Source organism: Leisingera sp. ANG49 (assembly GCF_059694505.1).
Genome location: NZ_JCATZN010000018.1, coordinates 1 through 18,300, shown reverse-complemented (window position 1 = coordinate 18,300; position 18,300 = coordinate 1). Strand labels below are relative to the sequence as shown.

The window sequence follows — 18,300 nt, the reverse complement described above, 5'->3', positions numbered from 1 at the left end:
CACGGCGCTTGGCATGCCTATTACGCGGCCCGTGGAATAAGTCTATCCGGGGAAAGGGGAGCTGCGTTCAGCCCCCGATTTGTGCAACAAGGCCGCCGGAATATACCCCGGCCACGGTGGAATGGGAATCCTACGGCTCTGCAATTGCGGGAAAATTACCAGCCGTCAGCGGCTTCCACGTCTTCTGCGGCAACCGCCAGTCAATCCCTTCAAGTAACATCGACAGCTGCGCCGGTGTCAGGCTGATCTTGCCGTCTTTCGCTGAGGGCCAGACAAACCGGCCCCGCTCCAGCCGCTTGGAAAACAGGCACGCCCCCTGGCCATCCCACCAGATGACCTTCAGCAGGTCCCCGCGCCGTCCCCGGAATACGAACAAGTGCCCGCAGAACGGATCTTCCGCCAGCACCTTCTCAGCCAGCGCCGACAGCCCGCCGAACCCTTTGCGCATGTCGGTTACACCGGCGGCCAGCCAGATCTTAGTGCTTGCCGGAACCGGGATCACGCCGAAAGCTTCCGGATCAGTGCGGCGAGCGCATCGGGATCAAATCCGCCCTGAACCTTCAGGCGGTGGCCGTTGGCAAGCTCCACCTCGATCTGCGCCCCGGCATCTGGCGGGGCTGAAGCAGGCTCAGCATCCAAAACTTCGACCGGCAGGAACCGGGTGACGGGTTCTTCTTCAGCCTCAGCCGCGAACCGGGGTTCATTCAGCCAGTTGAAGACCTGATTGGCATTCACATCGTAGCGCCGTGCAACCTGGGCAACCGATACACCGGGCACCCGCGTCTGCGCGCAAACCATACGCTTCTCGTCTTCAGACCAATTCCGACGCCTGCGTCGCTTTGCCATGCCCAACCTCGATAATCTCCACTTGTTCGCTAATGGACATTATCCCTCACCAACGAGGGCCGTCAGTGCGGGCAGACCGGACGGTTATTGCCGATTCACACAGGAGACAGATGCATTCACAGCTTTTCGCTTCCCCTCAGCCCGGCGGAGCATGCCGCCGGGCTGAGGCGGCTATCAGGTGAGAATAATATCGTCCTGAAGCGCTGCGATTGTTGTGCTCTGAACCGTTAACTTGTCGCCTTCACCGAAGTCAAACACGACATCTCCACCGCTTTCCGATGCGAAGCCAAGCGCTTCTGACAGGTTGGCAAAGCCCATCTCGCGCAACTCCAGGACATCGGCCCCCAACTGGAAGTCGGAAACCAAGTCGTGGTCGAAGCCGGTTTTGTAGACAAAAGTATCGGTGCCGCTGCCGCCAGTCAGTGTGTCGTTCTGCACGCCGCCGTTCAAGGTATCGTCGCCATCGCCGCCATCAAGCGTGTCCTGCCCATTATGGCCGGTCAGCGTGTCATTTCCGGATCCGCCCAGCAGGCTGTCAGCACCCGAATCGCCATACAGGGAGTCATTGCCACCGCCGCCTTCAAGGGTGTCGTCTCCGCTACGCCCGCGCAGCGAATCATCGCCGCCAGAAGCCCAGATGAAGTTGTCTTCATCGCTGCCTCTCAAGGTATCGCCATGACTGGACCCATCGACGTCTTCGATGTCTATCAAGGTGTCGCCTTCCGCCCGGCCGCTGATCCCTGTTCCAGCTTCCAAGTCGACACTGACGCCGGATGAGGAGCCACCATAGTTCACCCGGTCGCGGCCTGCGCCGCCATCCAAAACATCAGCTCCGCCACCGCCGCGCAGGAAATCGTCTCCGTCTCCGGCACGGAGAACATCATCACCATTGCCGCCCCAAAGAGCATCGTCGCTCGCGCCGCCGTACAGGATATCCTTGCCATCCCCGCCTTGCAGAGTGTCATTCCCGTGGCCTCCATGCAGCGTGTCGTTCCCCAGAAAGCCGTTGAGCGCATCATTGCCGACCAACCCCGAAAGGCGGTTTGCCCCGGTGTCACCTGTTAGCGTGTCACTAAAGTTCGTACCCCTGAGGTTTTCAATGCTGACAAGGATATCGTTCGCGGCCTGCCCGCTGTTTTGCGAGGCATCCGCAAGGTCCACCTGAACCGCTTCTGAAGCCTGCTCGTAGGACGCCATATCAAGTCCCTCGCCGCCGTTCAGGCTATCGGTTCCAGCACCGCCTTGGAGTGTATCGTCGCCAGCACCACCATTCAGGGTATCGTCACCGTCGCCGCCGCGGATTTGATCATTGCCTTCCAAGCCATGCAGTTTGTTATTCCCGCCATCTCCGGTCAGCGTGTCGTTGAACGAACTGCCGTAAACTTCCTCAACCGAGATCAGCGTGTCGCCTTCGGCACCGCCTCCGCTGCCGGTGCCTGTGGCCAGGTCAACGTTCACGGCAGCCGACGACGTCTGATAGTTCACCCGGTCGTAACCGGACCCGCCATCCAGGTCATCCGCACCTGCGCCGCCCTGCAGGTAGTCATTGCCATTCCCGCCGCGCAGCGTGTCGTCGCCGTCATTCCCGTACAGGCGGTCATTGGCGCTGCCGCCCTCCAATCTGTCATCGCCGGCTTTCCCCTCCAGCGTATCTTCACCGTCTCTTCCGAACAGTGTATTGTCTGTACCGTCACCTCTCAAAGTGTCGTTGAAATCTGATCCCAGCAGTCGTTCGATAGAAGTCAGCGTGTCACCTTCGGCATCGCCACCGCTGCCCGTGCCGAGCGTCAAGTTGACACTGACCGCTGCGTCCGAATTCTCGTAACTGGCGGTATCCAAGCCGACGCCGCCATGCAGTGCATCGGCATTTCTGCCCCCCTCAAGCAAGTCGTCACCGTCATTGCCGTAGAGCGTGTCATTTGCACTCTGTCCCAGGAGTGTGTCGCTACCATCGCCACCGTGCAGCTGGTCTGACTTGTTGCCGCCTTCCAAACTGTCGTCGCCGTCGCCGCCGCTCAAGTAGTCGTCACCGTCATCCCCTTTCAGCGTGTCATCGCCACCGCCGCCGAAGACGGTGTCATCACCGCCCCAGCCACGCAGAGTGTCAGCGCCGCCCAGACCTGACAGCTTATTGCTGACGGCATCGCCGATCAGAGTGTCGGCAAAACTTGAGCCCTGGGCACCCTCTATGCCAAAATAGGTGTCAGATGCTGCCTCACCGGAGTTCTGAGACAGATCAGCCAAGTTGACCCGAACGCCCGCTGTCGCACGTGTATATGAGGCCATGTCCACGCCGTCGCCACCGTGCAGTTCGTCAACACCGCTGCCGCCTTCAAGCGTGTCATCGCCAGCCGCGCCCCAAAGGGTATCGTTGCCAGCCCGGCCAAACAGACTATCGCCAGAATCTCCGCCCCAAAGGCCGTTGTTGGCCTCATCACCACGCAGAGTGTCCATATGCGCCGAACCTGCAAGGTTTTCGACGGAAATCAATACATCGCCTTCTGCCTCACCAGTATTGGCGGCGGTGTCGGCCAAATCCACGTGGACCCCTGACTGTGCGTGCCAGTATGCGGCTTCATCCCGGCCGGCACCGCCATCAAGCGTGTCGCGTCCGGCACCGCCCAAAAGTTTGTCGTTAGAGCTGCCGCCAAAGAGATGGTCATCTCCGTCATCCCCGTGCAGCAGATCTTCTCCCCCGTCACCGTGAATGGTGTCACGGCCTGCGCCGCCAAAGACTGTATCATTACCGTTGATGTCGTTTTGAGCATTGTCCCAAAAGATGTCGTTCCCGCCGCCTAAGAGGACATAATCCTGACCATCATCCCCCCAGACGGTGTCATTTCCGGAACCCGCGTCGATTGTATCGTATTGGCTGCCTCCGTGGATCTCATCATTTCCGGTCCCCCCGGTAATGGAATCCTCGCCGTCACCTCCGTGGAGTTCATCGTCGCCGCCATCACCGTTGATTACGTCGAGACCGGCTCCTCCGTAGACTGTATCCTTGCCGTGAACATCGTTTTGAGCATTGTCCCAGAACACGTCGTTCCCGTCGCCCAGGTCAACGTAGTCGCGGCCATTGTCGCCCCAAACCGTGTCGTTGCCCTCTTCGCCGTAGATCGTGTCATATTCAGTGCCACCGCGGATTTCGTCGGCGCCCATGCCCCCATTAAGCGTGTCCTGCCCGGAACCGCCTTCGAGTATGTCATTATCTTCGCCGCCCCAAAGAGCGTCGGCACCGCCTCGGCCATGAAGCGTGTCGCGGCCACCATGACCTTTCAACTGATTTTCCTGGCCATCACCGGTCAAGTTGTCTGCAGCAACATCCGAGCCGGTCACATTTTCAATACTGATGTAGGCGTCGCCCGCGTCGTTTGCTCCCGTGCCGAGATTCACGGTCACACCGGTCGTGTTTCCGTAGTAAGACACTGTATCGGAACCGGCGCCGCCATCGAAAATGACGCTGCCATTGTCGCTTCGCAGGTAGTCGTTGCCGCCGCCGCCGAACAGGGTGTCATCGCCAAGGCCACCGTAGAGTTTGTCGTTGCCGCTGCCGCCTTCGAGACGGTCATTGCCGCCGTCGCCAACCAGCGTATCGTTACCGCTGCCCCCGTAGACAGTGTCATTCCCGTCGCGCCCGCGAACTGTATCAGCGCCGTCGCGCCCCCAGATCTTGTTGTCTCCGCCATCGCCGAGCAAAGTGTCGTTGTGGCTTGAACCCGAGAGGTTTTCGATCGTCCCGTAGCTATCACCAGCAGCGTCGCCGCTGTTGCTGGAGGGCGTTTGCAGGTCTGCCTTCACCGCGGCTGAAGCCCCCCAATAGGCGGCCTCATCGATACCGGCACCGCCTTCCAGGCTGTCTGCACCGGTTCCGCCAAACAGTGTATCATTGCCGTTGCCGCCTTCCAGAGTATCGCGGCCGCCGTCGCCAACAAGCGAGTCGTGGCCGCCGCCGCTAATCAGGCTGTCATTGTCCGACCCGCCCCACAGCGCATCATCCGCCAAGCCGCCTTGCAGCAGATCGTCTCCGTTCCCGCCATAAAGATGATCACCCTGGGATTGGAATCCGGAGCTCACTGCCGTGGTCTGGCCCGACCGCAAAGTGTCGTTGCCATCGCCGCCAAACAGGGAATCCCGGTCCGAGCTTCCATAGTCATAGCCACCATCGAGCAGATCATCCCCGGCGCCGCCATAAAGCGTATCCCAGCCGTTGGCGCCAATCAGCGTATCACTGCCTGAGCCTCCAAAGGCTAGGTTGCTTGCATAGTTTCCACCATCGCCGGTGGAAATGCTGTCATTACCGCTGCCGCCGTAGAGCGTGTCATTGCCCCCGCCCCCATTGAGAGTGTCATTGCCGCCAAAGCCATAGACTTTGTCCTGCCATCCGGTTCCGGTGACTGCCTCTGCCGAGTTGCTGCCTTCGATCAGGCTTTCGGACAGAATGTGCTCTGCGTCCCAAACAGTACCATCGGCAAAGACGATGGCCTCCAGCCCATTGCCGTTTGTCAGCGCATAAGCCGTGTTGCGCAGAGTGATCTGCTCTCCGGTCTGGCTGATGGTGATAATCACGTCCGCGCCATTGCGCGACAGCGCCACATCCGCTGGGTTTATTCCGTTCAGATGCAGCTGGTCCCAATCGGTTTTCGATGCTGCAGCGTCATCAATCGTGTCATTGCCGTGGTTAGCAGCCCAGAAATAGCTGTCGCTGCCGTTCTGCCCTCTGACCAGGTCGTCGCCGCCGCCACCGGTAAGGCTGTCATCCCCATTTCCGGAGCTGATGGTGTCTGCGCCGCCCAGCCCCTTTATGCTGTCTGCGCGGCCGGTTCCGGTCAGCGCCTCCGCGCCGCTGGTCCCTTTGAGCGTGGTATTGGCTAGAATGTCATCCAAATGCCAGACGGTCCCATCGGCAAACTGTATCTTCTCAACACCCGGGTTGTGCCCTGGCGCCCAGAACTGATTGTGCAGGGTCAGCGTCTCGGTGCCGGAACTGCTGGTGATCTGGATCTTAAGATCGATCGACCCTTGCTCGCGGTAGAGGCTTACATCCGAGGGTTCCACATCCGTTAGCAGCAGAACATCGGCTTCTGTCAGCGAGCTGTTGTCATCGTGGATGAAATCATTGCCGTCACCGCTGCGCCAAATATAGGTGTCGACCCCCTGCCCTCCTTTCAGGGTATCAGCACCCTTGCCGCCAGTCAGGGTGTCATTCCCGGTATCGCCAAGAATGGAATCTGAACCGCCGGCCCCTTCGATGTTGTCAGCCCTGTAAGTGCCCTGCAGAGTTTCACCTGATGTAGTGCCACGGGCTTTGGTTTCCCTCAGAATGTCGTCTAAATACCATACAGATCCGTCTCCGAACTCAATAGATTCCAATCCATGGTTGTTATGAAATTGGTTCTGAACAGTAATTGTCTTTGTAACCCCATTCGCAGTTACGCCGATGAACAACTCGTCGTAGCCATGGCCAACCGTGCTTGAAGCTTTTCGCCAGAGCTTGACCTGATCCTGGGTGATACCCTTCAGCACAAGCCGGTCCTGCTCTAGGTGGGCGGTACCTGAGTCATCGATCTCATCGTCACCATCACCGGCAGACCAATAATATGTGTCACCGCCGGCACCGCCCTTCAGAAGGTCATTTCCCTTACCCCCAGTCAGGCTGTCGCGGCCCGCGCCGCTGATCAGAGTATCATTCCCGCTAAGGCCCTTCATCACATCCTGGAACTCCCAGCCTGTACGTTGATCGTCGCTGGAACTTCCTGTCCAAGTGGAGCTTGCCACATTTGCTTTATCGAGCTCGATGAAAGAGCCGTCTTCAAAGGTGATGACTTCAAGACCCTTGCCGTTCTGCGAGCTTTCGAATTGGTTCAGAACCGTGAGTTCCGGAGACAGACCCGCGAAAGAAATCTTCAGATTATTCCCTTCCCTGGTAAGGGCCACGTCATTCATGGACACACCTTCCAGGCTCAGGCGGTCGGAATCGCCCAAGGACGCAGAAGAGTCGTTGATTGTGTCACTGCCCCGGCCGGGTTTCCAAGTGTAGGTGTCGCTGCCGTTGCCGCCATTCAGGCTGTCGTTGCCGTAACCGCCGACCAGAGTATCATCACCATCGCCTGTTGAAATTGTGTCAGCTCCGCTCAGGCCGTCCACATAGTCCGCCCGGTAGGTCCCTGTCAGACTGTCATTAGTTTCACTTTTGCCTGTTGCTTTGGTGTTGGCGAGGATGTCATCGATAGACCAGATCTGCCCGTCGGCAAACTCGATGAACTCGATCCCGTTTGGATAGTTGGGGTCGTAAAACTGGTTCTGAACCTTAATGGTTTCAGTTGTGCCACCGGCGGTGATGTCGATGAACAGTTCGTCATACCCGTCGCCGTTCGTGTTGCTGACAACCCTCCGCAACTCGACCTGATCAGCGGTCACATCCGTCAGGATCAGCCTGTCCTGATCGGTCTTTGTCCGGCCATGGTCACTGATTTCGTCATTGCCGTCACCAGCCGACCAGACGTAGGTGTCACTGCCTTCTTCCCCATGAAGCAGGTCGTGGCCTTGGCCGCCGGTCAGCGTGTCGTCGCCATCCCCGCTTCTGATCGTATCGGCACCGCCCTGGCCTTTCATGTTGTCGTATCGGTAGGTGCCTGCGAGGTTGTTGTTCCCACCGTCGCCCTTGGCAATGGTCTTGCGCAGGATGTCCTCCAGCGTCCAAGTGCTGCCATCGGCAAACTCAATCACTTCCAGTCCGTGATCGTTGTGGAACTGGTTCTGAACTTTGATGGTTTCGGTGACATCGTTTCTGGTGATGTCGATGTAAAGCTCATCCAGCCCATCACCGACGTTATGCGATGCTTCGCGTCGCAGCTCAACTTCGTTTTGGCTGACATTTGTCAGCACAAGGCGGTCCAGCTCAGTCAGAGACTGGCCGGAGTCACGGACTTCGTCATTACCATGCCCGATGGACCAGTAATAGGTGTCGCTGCCGGTACCGCCTTGCAGCAAGTCATTGCCCAGCCCGCCGTGGAGGCTGTCATCGCCACCATCGGTGATGATCGTGTCATTGCCGCCCTGCCCTTTGATACTGTCAGCGCGGTAAGTACCTTTCAGTGTCTCAGAATTTCCGGAACCCCTGGCGATGGTGTTTCTCAGAATGTCCTCAAGATACCAGACCGACCCGTCGCCGAATTCGATCGCTTCCAGGCCTTGATTGTCGTGGAACTGGTTCTGGACCTTGATGGTAGACGTGTTCCCGTCAACGGTGATGTCGATGAACATCTCGTCATAGCCGTCGCCGGTGACATGTGACACTACACGGCGGAGTTCAACCTGATCCTGGGTCACCCCTGTCAGGATCAACCGGTCTTCCTCAACCAAAGATGAGCTGTAGTCGGTAATATGGTCGTTGCCGTGATGCGGCGCCCAGACATAGGTGTCGCTGCCCTGGCCGCCGCTCAGCACGTCATCTCCGGCAAGCCCGTGGAAGATATCGCCGCCGGATGTGCCGCTCAGGGTCTCCCCTGTTGCAGAGCCGTAGATTTCGACGCTGGCGCTTGGGCCGCTCTCCTGATGGGCATTTCCCACACCCAGATGCTCTGTGCTTTCGGACAGAGAGGCAACGAATTGCGCCTTGGTGATCTGGCCGCTGCTGAGGTGCTGGTACCAGGTTTCCAGTTCATCACTGTCAGGCTCCCGCCCCAGCGCATTCAGATAGGCCTGGCGGATCAGATCAACGTTCTGCAAACCATACAGGCTGGTGGAAGACACGCCGTTTATGTCCCCCTTCTGAGACAGCAGGGTGGAAGCTACATCGTCGAGCTTCAGCTCCTCATCCCCGGACATCAGCCGGTCGGACAGCTCCTTCAGTTCGGTTTTGGTGGCATCTCGGTCATAAACCGTGTCCACAAGCCGTTTGATCTGCGCTTCGACATAGGCCCGGTCCAGAACCCGTTCGTACTCCGCCGGGTCCAGGATCGCATCAAAGTTGTTGGTGATCCGGTGACTGTTGCCAACACCAAGATGCTCGACAGAGCGTGAAAGATCGACAGTCAATCCGGTTCTGGTCAGTGTCCCGTCACTCAAGCCCGTGAGGCTGTTATCCAGCTCCTCTAGCGATGGTGCCCTGCCGTAACTGTTAAGATAGATCTGTGTGACAAATTCCGCATCACTCATGGTACCGTAGCGGATTGCAAACTCGCCCGAGGCGATCAGGTCCTGTGCAAGAGTTTCGGTATCGAGCTGGTTGTCCTTGATATATTCAACAAGTTCTTCCGCCTCGGCGTATTCAAGGTCCCGGTCGAGAATGGTGTCATAAACATCTGCCGCCTCAGCGAGTGCCCTCTCCTTGGCAACGGCGTCCAAAGTTGCGGTGAACATTGCAACACTGTCTGTCGTTTTCTTGAATGTCCAAGTCTCAAAGCCAAGCGCGTCTACTTCATGCGTAACCTCAGCATGGTGGTTCAAGGCGCTTGCGGTTTCGCCATTGACCCAGGTGTAGCTGCCGTTGCCAACTGCGGAGCGGGTAATCACCTGCTCCACACCGTTCACCGAATAGGTAGTTGTCAGCCCGTCTGCCGAAGTGGTTGTCACCGCGGTGCTTTGATGAGTACCGCCTTCGTTGTAGGAGCGCTCGGTCAGCACCTCCTGGCCATCGGCGCGCAGCTTCCATTCAGTTTCCAGATCGGTGACGCCGTTGCCATCAAAGTCCTGCTTTGTAGTGACGCTGCGCCCGTCAGCGCTGGTCTTTTCCTCGTAACTGGAGCGCAGATCGCCGTCACTGTAGCGGGTTTCCTCCGCAGCCGTGCGGCTGCCATCCGTGTGTAAATAGACATAACGGCCGGTCTGGCCATCAAAAACGCCATCGCCATTGATATCAAAGTAAGATCGCGCGCTCAGCCCGTCAGCTGCCTCGACCAGCAATTCCGTGTAGCTATCCCGGCCGCGGGTGGTTTCAGTAATTTCGGTGACCCTGTCACCCTTAGTGTATACCGGCTCTACAATGCCAAAAGATTGAGCAATAACGGCCGCAAGAGGAGACGTTGTAACCTCGCTGAAACCGGTCTCGATCCGCCGCTCAAAGTCGGTGCTGCCATCTCCATCCAGATCGAAGGCTGTCGTCTGGACCATACCATTTGCCGAAGTACTGGAGCGAACTTCAGCTTCCACTGTGCCGTTGCGCCCCATGTCGCGGGAGATGCGTGTCGTGGAATTGTTGCTTTCCAAGCGCCATTCCTGCGTCTGGTCGATCCGGCCGTCCCCGTCCCGGTCTAGCTCTGTCAGCTGGCTGCGGCCATCGTCTTCTGTCTCGACCGTCACTTGCCGTTGCAAGCTGCCGCCGTTGCTGAATTCCCGGACTTCCACGGTAGAGCCTCCGCCAGCCCTGTCATTGCGAAGCTCAAAACGGTCATCATGGCCGTCGCCGTCAAGATCAGTCTTTTTACTGTAGTCCAAACCATTGCCGCTCAGCGTGCTTTCCACCCGCGAAGTCACTTCATGGGTGGCGCCGGTGCTTTCGGCAACGCGCTGCGTGCTGCCGTCAGCACCGTAGCTCGTCGTGTCGGAAGAGCGGAAGTCGGTGATGCCATCTCCATTCAGGTCCAGGTCAGCCCGCTGTTCCAACCCGTCGTCGCTAACCCAGTGTTCCTCCCGGCCGATGCTGCCGTAGTTGCCTCCACGATGCTCGGTGACCGTTGTCCGCGAACCGTCCTCTTCAAGAACTGTCCTGCTAGAGCTCAACAAATCAGCAAATCCGTCGCCGTTACCATCAAAGCGATAGCTGCTTTGCAGCCCGTCACCGCTGGTGCTCTCTTCTGCCGTGGAAATCAGGACACCACTGCTGGAAAAATAGGACGTCGACGCAGTAAGTGTCCCATCGTCACCCAACGTGCCTGTAGTTCTGGTATCAAGTTCCCCATTGCCGTCTGCATCTATCCGGGTGATGACGGTCTTTCCGTCAGCCGCAGTTTCGACTTCCTCGCTGCGAATGGTTGATCCGTTTGCTGCTTTGACTGTGGTGGTCAGCGTGACATCGCCATTGCTGGCCAAGTTCTCGGATACAGTGGTGATCCGTTCGAAGCTGCCGTCGTTGTTAAGGTCGGACTTGGTTGTTGTGCTCAGCCCGTCCCCTGAGGTGATGACGACTTCCTTGGCAAAGCCTTCGCCAGGATTCGCAGCAATGGCGCTGCTTGTTCCGCTGACCGTCGTGGTTTCCGTCGACCCATCGTCTTTCAGAACGGTTTCGGTCCGCTGAACGCGTTCGAAACTGCCATCACCGTCCGCATCGCTTTCGGTCTGCGACACCAGACCGTTGGCGCTGGTGCCCGTGACGGTCTGGCTTTGCACATTATTTTCACTGGCGCCGAAGCCTGTCACTGTCCGGGTGACGGTCCCGTCATCGCCCTCAATACTATGCTCCCGTCGGTCAATACTGCCGTTGCCGTCCAGGTCAAAGTCCGACGCGGCCTCCCGGCCGTCATCGCTGATGGTGGTCACCGCACTGCTGCGGGTCGTCTCCTCGGCATCCCTCACCGTGACGGTGGTGACTGTGGTGCCATCATTTTGCACAACCGTATCGGTTATTTCTTTGAGATCGTAGTCTCCATCCCCGTCTGCGTCGGTTCTCACTGACGTCCGCAGCCCGTCAGCATCCACCCTGGTCTGCGTCTGGCTCAGCTTGCTGCCTGCAGAATCTTCAAGCCGGACGGTAGTGACAGTCTGGCCGTTGGCCCAGAACCCGGTGGTGGTCCGCAGAGCAGTCTCAAACACGCCATCACCGTCGCCGTCGCCCTTAACAACCGTTTCGCGGCCATTGGCACTGACAGTTTCGACGGACTGGCTCCGCAGGCTGCCATCTGCGTTGGAGACAGTGGTTGCTGTTGTGCGCCGCCCGTCCGAATGCAGCGTGGTGGCGGTGTCCTCCTCCGTCTCGAAGGTGCCATCGCCATCTATATCGGAAGACAGTTTGCGCTCCAGCCCGTCTGCGGACACTGTGGATACGGTTTTGGAGGCCGTGGTGCCGTCGTTGTAAAACTGTTCGTCAGCGACGGTAACAGCTCCGGCGCTAGTCTCCGTCTGCGTCATGACCCGGTCGAACTGCGTGCCTGCGCCCGCGCTGTCCCCATCATAGTCATACTGTGTGGTCACAGTCCGGCGGTCAGCGCTTTCCGTGGTGATTGTCTTGGACAGAAGCGTTCCGTCCTCCGCAAACACACGGCTGTTGTGCAGCGTGCTTCCATCGGCTTCCGGCGAGACATACTCGATTGTCTTGTAATCGGTGGTGCCGTCCCCGTCCCGGTCGTTCCAGGTTATGGTGTGCAGGCCGGTGTCCCGTGTCTCGGTCCGGATGTGGCTCAGCGTGGTGCTGTTGGCGCTTTTGGTCTCGACTGTCCGTTCCGTATTGCCGTTTGCCAGGGTGACCGTGCTGTCCGACAGCTTGAGATCGGTATCCCCGTCACCGTCCAAATCGCTCAGAACATCCGATTGCAGCCCGTCTTCGTTGGTTACTGTGTGGCTGTATGCGCTGAAGGAGCCATCCGCATTGCGGTCCCAGGTTTCCGTGATCCGCTCTTGCGTGGCGGCATCGACGCGCACATCCAGGACTTTTTCAGCCGCCGCGAAACTGCCGTCGCGGTTTTCGTCAACCCAGGCCTTGGTGGTGATCTTATCGTCTTCCAGCCGCGTCTTCTGCCCATGCCGCAGCGAGCCGTCGCCGTTGTAGGTGGAAATGGTCTGCGTGCGATCGCCGCCGCCGTTCACCGTGGTGCTGTCCACCACCTTGATCTCATAGCTGCCGTCGCCGTCCGCGTCGGCCTCGGTCACCACATGCATGGTGTCTTCCGACTGGGTCTGCCGGTGGCGCGAGATCAGGACGCCATCCCGGTTGAAACTCTCGCTCAGCGTCACCGTGGAGCCGTCCGCATTCACGGTGGTACCGCTTTCCTCCCTGCGGTCGACCGTGCCATTGCCGTCCAGGTCGGCTTCCGTCTCGCGCTGGCGCCCGTCCGCACTGACATCCATTGTCACCGAGCTGGTCAAAGTGCCCGGCTTGGCTGCGTTGTCCGGCACATAGTCCCCGCTGCCGGTCAGCCAGGTCTCGGTCCGGCTGCCATCGGCGTGCTCATCAATGCTGTGCTGCTCGACCGCATCAGCGTCGCCGTCACCATCAAGATCAGCCGTTTCCGTCCGGGTCAGCCCATCACCAGAAACGACACTGGTTGCCGACCGCAGCACCGAACCGTTCTTGGACAGTTCAGACACGGTGATAGTTTGCTTGCCGGCTGCGTCGATCAGCCGGTCTTCGCGTTCGTCAAACCAGCCCCCGCCGCCGCTGTCACGCTCAATCACCGTCAGAGCGCCATCGGCGCTGGTTGTGGTCCTGGTACGGTTCTCGAAAACCCCGTCATCGGCACTCGAACCAGTGTAATTCCGCACGTCCTCAACGCGGTCGCCATCAGCCTGGATAGCCACCGTGATAACCTGCACCCGGTCCACAATCCCGTCACCGTCGTCGTCATAGCTGTTGGTGGTCTGCGATCCATCCCCGGCCGTAACCGAGGTCATCTCAAAGGCAATCGAGCCATCGCTGTTATAGGCCGTCTGGACCAGTGTCCGGGTGCCATCGGCAGCAGTGGTATCTTGTGTGGCCTCCACCCTGTAGCTCATTGCGTCACCGGCCAGCGTGACATCGCCCGCCATACCAGTAGTGCCATCGTCGCGGGTGAACGTTGTTTGTCCGGTAATCACCGAACCATCCGGCAGTTCGATCCGGGTGGTATCCGCCACAACATTGATCGATGTGATCCCGGCCTCGGTCAGTGACTGCGCGTCCAGGGAACCATCAGCCAAAGTGACCATCACCTTGAATTTGCTGAAGTAAGACTCGCCGTTTTCATCCAGGTCACTGGCGTCGAAAACACCGTCGCCATTGGTATCGAAGTAGGAGGCCAGCACCTCAATGTCGCTTACCGCGGACGGGTCCCATTCGGTGAAGATATACTGCCAGTCTTCCCGGATCTCATTCCAGTCTTGGGGATCATAGAACAGAACCCCGTTCCCCGCAGCCGCCCAGGCAGTGCGGTTTTTCAGCCCGTCGCCGTTGCCGTCAAAGAAGATCTGAGACTGGGAGAGCTCAGTGATTTCGATGTTCTCGGTTTCAAGTGCGAGGATTATTGGAAAATTAGGAGCATCCAAATCAGGAGGGTTTCTCCCCCAGTCCGCATTAACACTAGAAAAAGCATTTTCTAGCGCGCGGTCGTAGGCACGTTCGCGGTCAACTATACTTTGCTGATGAGAATCTCTTTCTGCAGCGGGAGTGGCCATCGCACGGTCCACTTCGGCAGCCTTAGCCGTTACATCCGCAGTTTGAGCCGTTGCTCCCACAAGCCCCTTTGCCGCTTCAGTTAGACCAAGCCCCACGAGACCAGCGGCAGCAGCCGGCCCAGTTGCAGCAATACCCCCAATTGTTGCCGCTGAGGTTGCTACCGCGGCCGCCGTGCGCCCAACAACAGCATCAACAGCTGCATTGACTGACAATGCTCCCAAAGACTGAGCAGGATCATCGCTAGTGACCGCCTCCACAATTCCCAGTGTCGTCGCAATTCTGCCAAATGTCTTGCCAAGGCCTTCTAACGCTTCTGCTGCTTTGGTATTGTCCACAAGTCCTGTTGCAGCCTCAGTTGCCGTCTGGGCGTAGCCAAAAGCGGTGTTACCATCCTTTGCAGTCGCGTTAATGGCGTCCTTTCTTCCATCAGAAGCTGGCCCGGTGGTGCCGCCAAATGAACTGGTATCCGTATGGCCACCATTGGGGCCGAGACCATCCAGGCCAGGGTTGGGAGCGGGTCCTGGCCGCCCTGAAAGACCTCCAAAAGAAGAAGTGTCAACATGACCGCCGTTAGGACCTAAGCCCTTGTCTTTGTTTCCTTCAGGGCCTCGGCCTCCAGGCCCGCCTCCAAAGCCCCTTCCCGGACCGGATCCGGCAGTTCCGTCTTGGTTGCCGGGGCCACCACCACTTTCTCCAACTCCGTAGCCGCCACCTGGAGAGGAATCATTTCCCCCTTTTTCGCCCCCCTTATTACCGCCTAGGTTGCCGCTCGGAGACGCATCTCCCCCTCCCTTGTCACCTCCTTTATTGCCACCAGAGGAGGAAGGGCCCGCCCCACCACCAATACCAACAAATCCACCATCTGGAGAAACTGTCATTTCTATTTCCTCAAATTTTATTATTAAAGTGGCACAAGTCACTTTAAAAAGTTATTCTTCTAAGGTTGGAGTGAATACTTACGACAACTAGCGCATCCGTTTTTCAAAGTCAGCTGCGCTGAAAACCCATTCTGATGCAGATTGAAGGTCTTCATCGGCAACGTTCAATGACTTTCTGATATAGTAATACGCTCTCAAAAAAATGATATCTGCCAATGTTGCTTCAGTGAATTCAAGATTCAAATTCAGCGCACTCGGCACGTCACCTTCGAAGGGGAACAGTCCGGAAACCAAAAGAAGCTGCTTCGAAAGGCAACGCTCCAAGTCATCTGGGGGAGTGAAAACATATGCCTTACCTTCAGCTTCTCGTGTCTCAAGCGAGACCGTGCACATTGTAGCTGAAAACAGCTTCCTCAAAAATCCCTTACCCCCTTCGGTCGGCAGCTTGTCGAAACGCCGACTCGAGTACAAAGCAATTGCATCCTGATCGCCAACTTGCCGCGCTTTTCGCAAGAGAAAATCGGCGTCTCCTACAAATATTATTAGATTAGCTGTTTCGGCTTGCGTCACAGGTTTAGCCTCTATGCCACCTTCAGCAAAAACGTCATACAATTCTTCACCGGCCTTGAAAAAGAAGTATGGCGTCTGCGCTTCTGTCGTGGCCACAAAGTGGTAAGTCAGCTTCGCCTCCGGCCAATAAAATGGTTCAAAACTGCACGAATCGCACCCCAATACCGATTTCGTGAAATCGCGAGCTAATGTGGCGTCATTTAGCAACGGTGAATAATCAACAGGTTCATTTCGCGATACTCGATAACCATCCAAAATCCATCCCGAAGAATCAATCGAGTATCGCTTGAATCCATACTTCTCAATTCTGTCTGGAGAAAAGATTTCAGAACCAATATTTGGAAGATTGGAGTCCGCTTCGGCAGTTGACACTCCAACAGTCAGGAAAGATGAACAAATGGCAGCGAAAGAAAAAGTGTGATTGAGCTTGTTTCTCATTTTACTTTGGCATCTGAAAAGTTGGTGTTGGAAACTCATAACAGCGTGACTCACAGGCTTGGCTGCTCGCCTTTTCCAAGGCTCCAATGGTAAGCCCGCGCTCTTCCTCCTCACAAAAGAACGAATTGGCACCAGCTTTCCTCTTGCGCTTCTCGCGCAAGAGGAAAGCTGGAATGTCTTCTCCACTCTTTGACACACTAAAGTAACAGTGGAGGTGGCATTTGGCATGTTGCGCTACAGTCAGTTAGTTCGATTTGCCGCACGCTACCCGCGAGAGTTCCGACTATGCAAGCCCCTTCGGTGGAAAATCTATTCTATGCCGTCACATGGCTTCCCACGTGTCTGGCGCAGCACTGCACGAAAAAGGTGCATTTTCAGCTTTCAACATACAGGAAACGGGCGTTTTTCAGACGGCTACCTCGGCGATTTTGTGCCTGTTGAGTTTCAACGGCAATCCAGCCTGCTTTTTGCATCCAGGAATCTCCGTGCGAAAATTTGCATTCAGTCGCGAGTTGCCAGACTGCTTTCCATGCTTTCAGGATAGCCGAAAAGTTACTGGCGGAAGATCCGCTCTGCGAGCATCTGATTGTGCTCCGGAGCCACTGGGGCAGTCTGCTGCAGACCATCTGGCGGGATGGCAAGGGGGGACTTTTCAGAAAACGACTGAAACAGGGCCGGTTCGTCTGCCCCACTGCACAAGGCGGCGAGATCAGCATGACACCCGCTCAACTGCCAATGTTTCTAGAAGAGACTGATTGCAGATACCGCAATAGACCTGGAAGCCTTTGAACGCCGGTATGGCTGTTACGCCGGGCAAAGTGCGCCCCAAAGTAAGGCGCTTCAATACCGAGCTGCCACTCCTGATGGCCCTCGCCACGCGGGCAGCGAAAGTTAAGAAACCCCGCTCCTAACACCCCCTGTTCCACTCATCGACCGCCCGGTTTGTAGCGATCGAGCCCGCAGCTTGTGTAAGTGTAGTCCTGCAACAGGACTGGATCAGTCACGCACTTTAAGCTAGTAATTTTCCTGAAGTTCGCAATCACAGGAAAGAACCGCTGCTTGGCCACCCACATTTTGGCGCTGTTTTCTCCAGTATACATGGCTATGTGGCCGGACATATGAAAACGCGCTCCTGCAGCTTGCTGCGTTATGTGTGGACCTTCCATGAGGCCCAAGGGGCCGAATTGGGCGTTGCTGGCCCGATCCCTTCGAGAGGGCTGAGCCAAAAGCCCGCCTGTGGAGCGGCGCTTAGCGCCTCAATTTCCCGCCGGGGCCGGAAGGCGAGGACTGCTCTTCCGGTCTTTCTGATCGCGATCCTGGCTCCTGTGGCGGCCTCTGCTGAAGGGTGGTCCAGCTCAAGCAGCTTCAGCCTGAAAGAGACCGCCGAGATCCGGGAAAACCTCGCCTCAGCTCCGGCCTCCCCGAAAGACGGCTGGGACTTCGCTACGCGGGAAAGCGAATGGGTTGCCCTCGATGCATTTGAACGCTCGCTGCCAGGAAAGCAGCCCCCTGCCCCGGCCCTCTTCCGGTTGCCTTCCGGCTCCAGTGTCGAAAAGCTGTTTGCCCTCATCGCCTTTGCTGAAGCACCCGGCGGCCGATATGACGCAATCCACCACGGCGCCAAGGTTAGACCAGGCAAGAAACCCTCGCAGATGACCCTTGCGGAAATCTACACCTGGATCGACCGCACACCGAGCCAGCCCCATGCCATCGGAAACTTCCAGATCATACCTTCAACCTTGCTTAATCTGCAGAAGCGTCTCGGCTTGCCTGACGGAGCCCGCTTCAGCCGTTCGACACAGAACCGGATGGCAGCTCTCCTGATCTCTGACGCCGGGTATCAGAAGTTTGCGTCTGGCAGGATTTCACGTTCCGCCTTCATGGACAACCTGGCGCGTATCTGGGCTGGCCTGCCGCTGGCGTCCGGCAAGTCTGCTTATCATGGATATGCCGGGAACCGCGCGACCATCACGCGGGCTTTCTACGGCAAGCAGATGGAAAGGATCTTTGGCTCCGGAACAGCGCGGATCACTGCAGCTTCTCCGGTGGCCCAAGCAAAACCAATGAATACAGGCTGGACACGGCTGGGGCAATGATCCGGATCATCACCACCCCCCCTGGTTACCGCACTGGCATTACAGGAGCGGGGTTCAACTCTTCCAGTTTTGTGCGGGCTTGAGACAGGCAAATGGGAAGCCTTCATAACGCAAGAGGCAGCTTTCCAAGCTTCTGAAAGATGGCGCTGAATGCGACATGCAGGCGGCC

The 18,300-nt window shown here is 57.6% G+C and carries 7 protein-coding genes; 2 read left to right on the top strand and 5 right to left on the bottom strand.

Translation table 11 applies throughout. The features are described from left to right. Window positions 1–130 precede the first annotated feature (130 nt). The 5 genes from tnpB (AC58NV_RS22990) to AC58NV_RS22970 all read right to left on the bottom strand — a co-directional run bounded on the left by tnpB (AC58NV_RS22990) (window position 131) and on the right by AC58NV_RS22970 (window position 16,035). On the bottom strand, window positions 131–502 hold the full coding sequence (gene tnpB, locus AC58NV_RS22990; protein ID WP_497229236.1) for an IS66 family insertion sequence element accessory protein TnpB: 372 nt from the start codon (window positions 500–502) through the stop codon (window positions 131–133). Continuing rightward, window positions 499–846, bottom strand: a complete 348-nt coding sequence (gene tnpA, locus AC58NV_RS22985) for an IS66-like element accessory protein TnpA (protein ID WP_497229237.1) — start codon at window positions 844–846, stop codon at window positions 499–501. The genes tnpB (AC58NV_RS22990) and tnpA overlap by 4 nt, the downstream gene beginning before the upstream one ends. Before the next feature lie 174 nt (window positions 847–1,020). Then, window positions 1,021–14,484, bottom strand: coding sequence for a calcium-binding protein (locus AC58NV_RS22980; RefSeq protein WP_497229235.1), 13,464 nt, complete (start codon window positions 14,482–14,484; stop codon window positions 1,021–1,023). Between the two features lie 242 nt (window positions 14,485–14,726). After that, a complete protein-coding gene (locus tag AC58NV_RS22975) occupies window positions 14,727–14,876 on the bottom strand; it encodes a hypothetical protein (RefSeq protein ID WP_497229234.1) in 150 nt (49 codons plus the stop codon). A 238-nt stretch (window positions 14,877–15,114) separates the two neighbouring features. Next, on the bottom strand, window positions 15,115–16,035 hold the full coding sequence (locus AC58NV_RS22970; protein WP_497229233.1) for a hypothetical protein: 921 nt from the start codon (window positions 16,033–16,035) through the stop codon (window positions 15,115–15,117). A gap of 495 nt (window positions 16,036–16,530) precedes the next feature. On the opposite strand from AC58NV_RS22970, the gene tnpB (AC58NV_RS22965) reads away from it, so the two are divergent. Both tnpB (AC58NV_RS22965) and AC58NV_RS22960 read left to right on the top strand, forming a co-directional pair. After that, complete coding sequence (gene tnpB / locus AC58NV_RS22965; protein ID WP_497229232.1) at window positions 16,531–16,824, top strand: IS66 family insertion sequence element accessory protein TnpB; 294 nt, start codon at window positions 16,531–16,533, stop codon at window positions 16,822–16,824. A 329-nt stretch (window positions 16,825–17,153) separates the two neighbouring features. Beyond that, on the top strand, window positions 17,154–18,131 hold the full coding sequence (locus tag AC58NV_RS22960; protein ID WP_497229231.1) for a lysozyme family protein: 978 nt from the start codon (window positions 17,154–17,156) through the stop codon (window positions 18,129–18,131). Window positions 18,132–18,300: the final 169 nt, after the last annotated feature.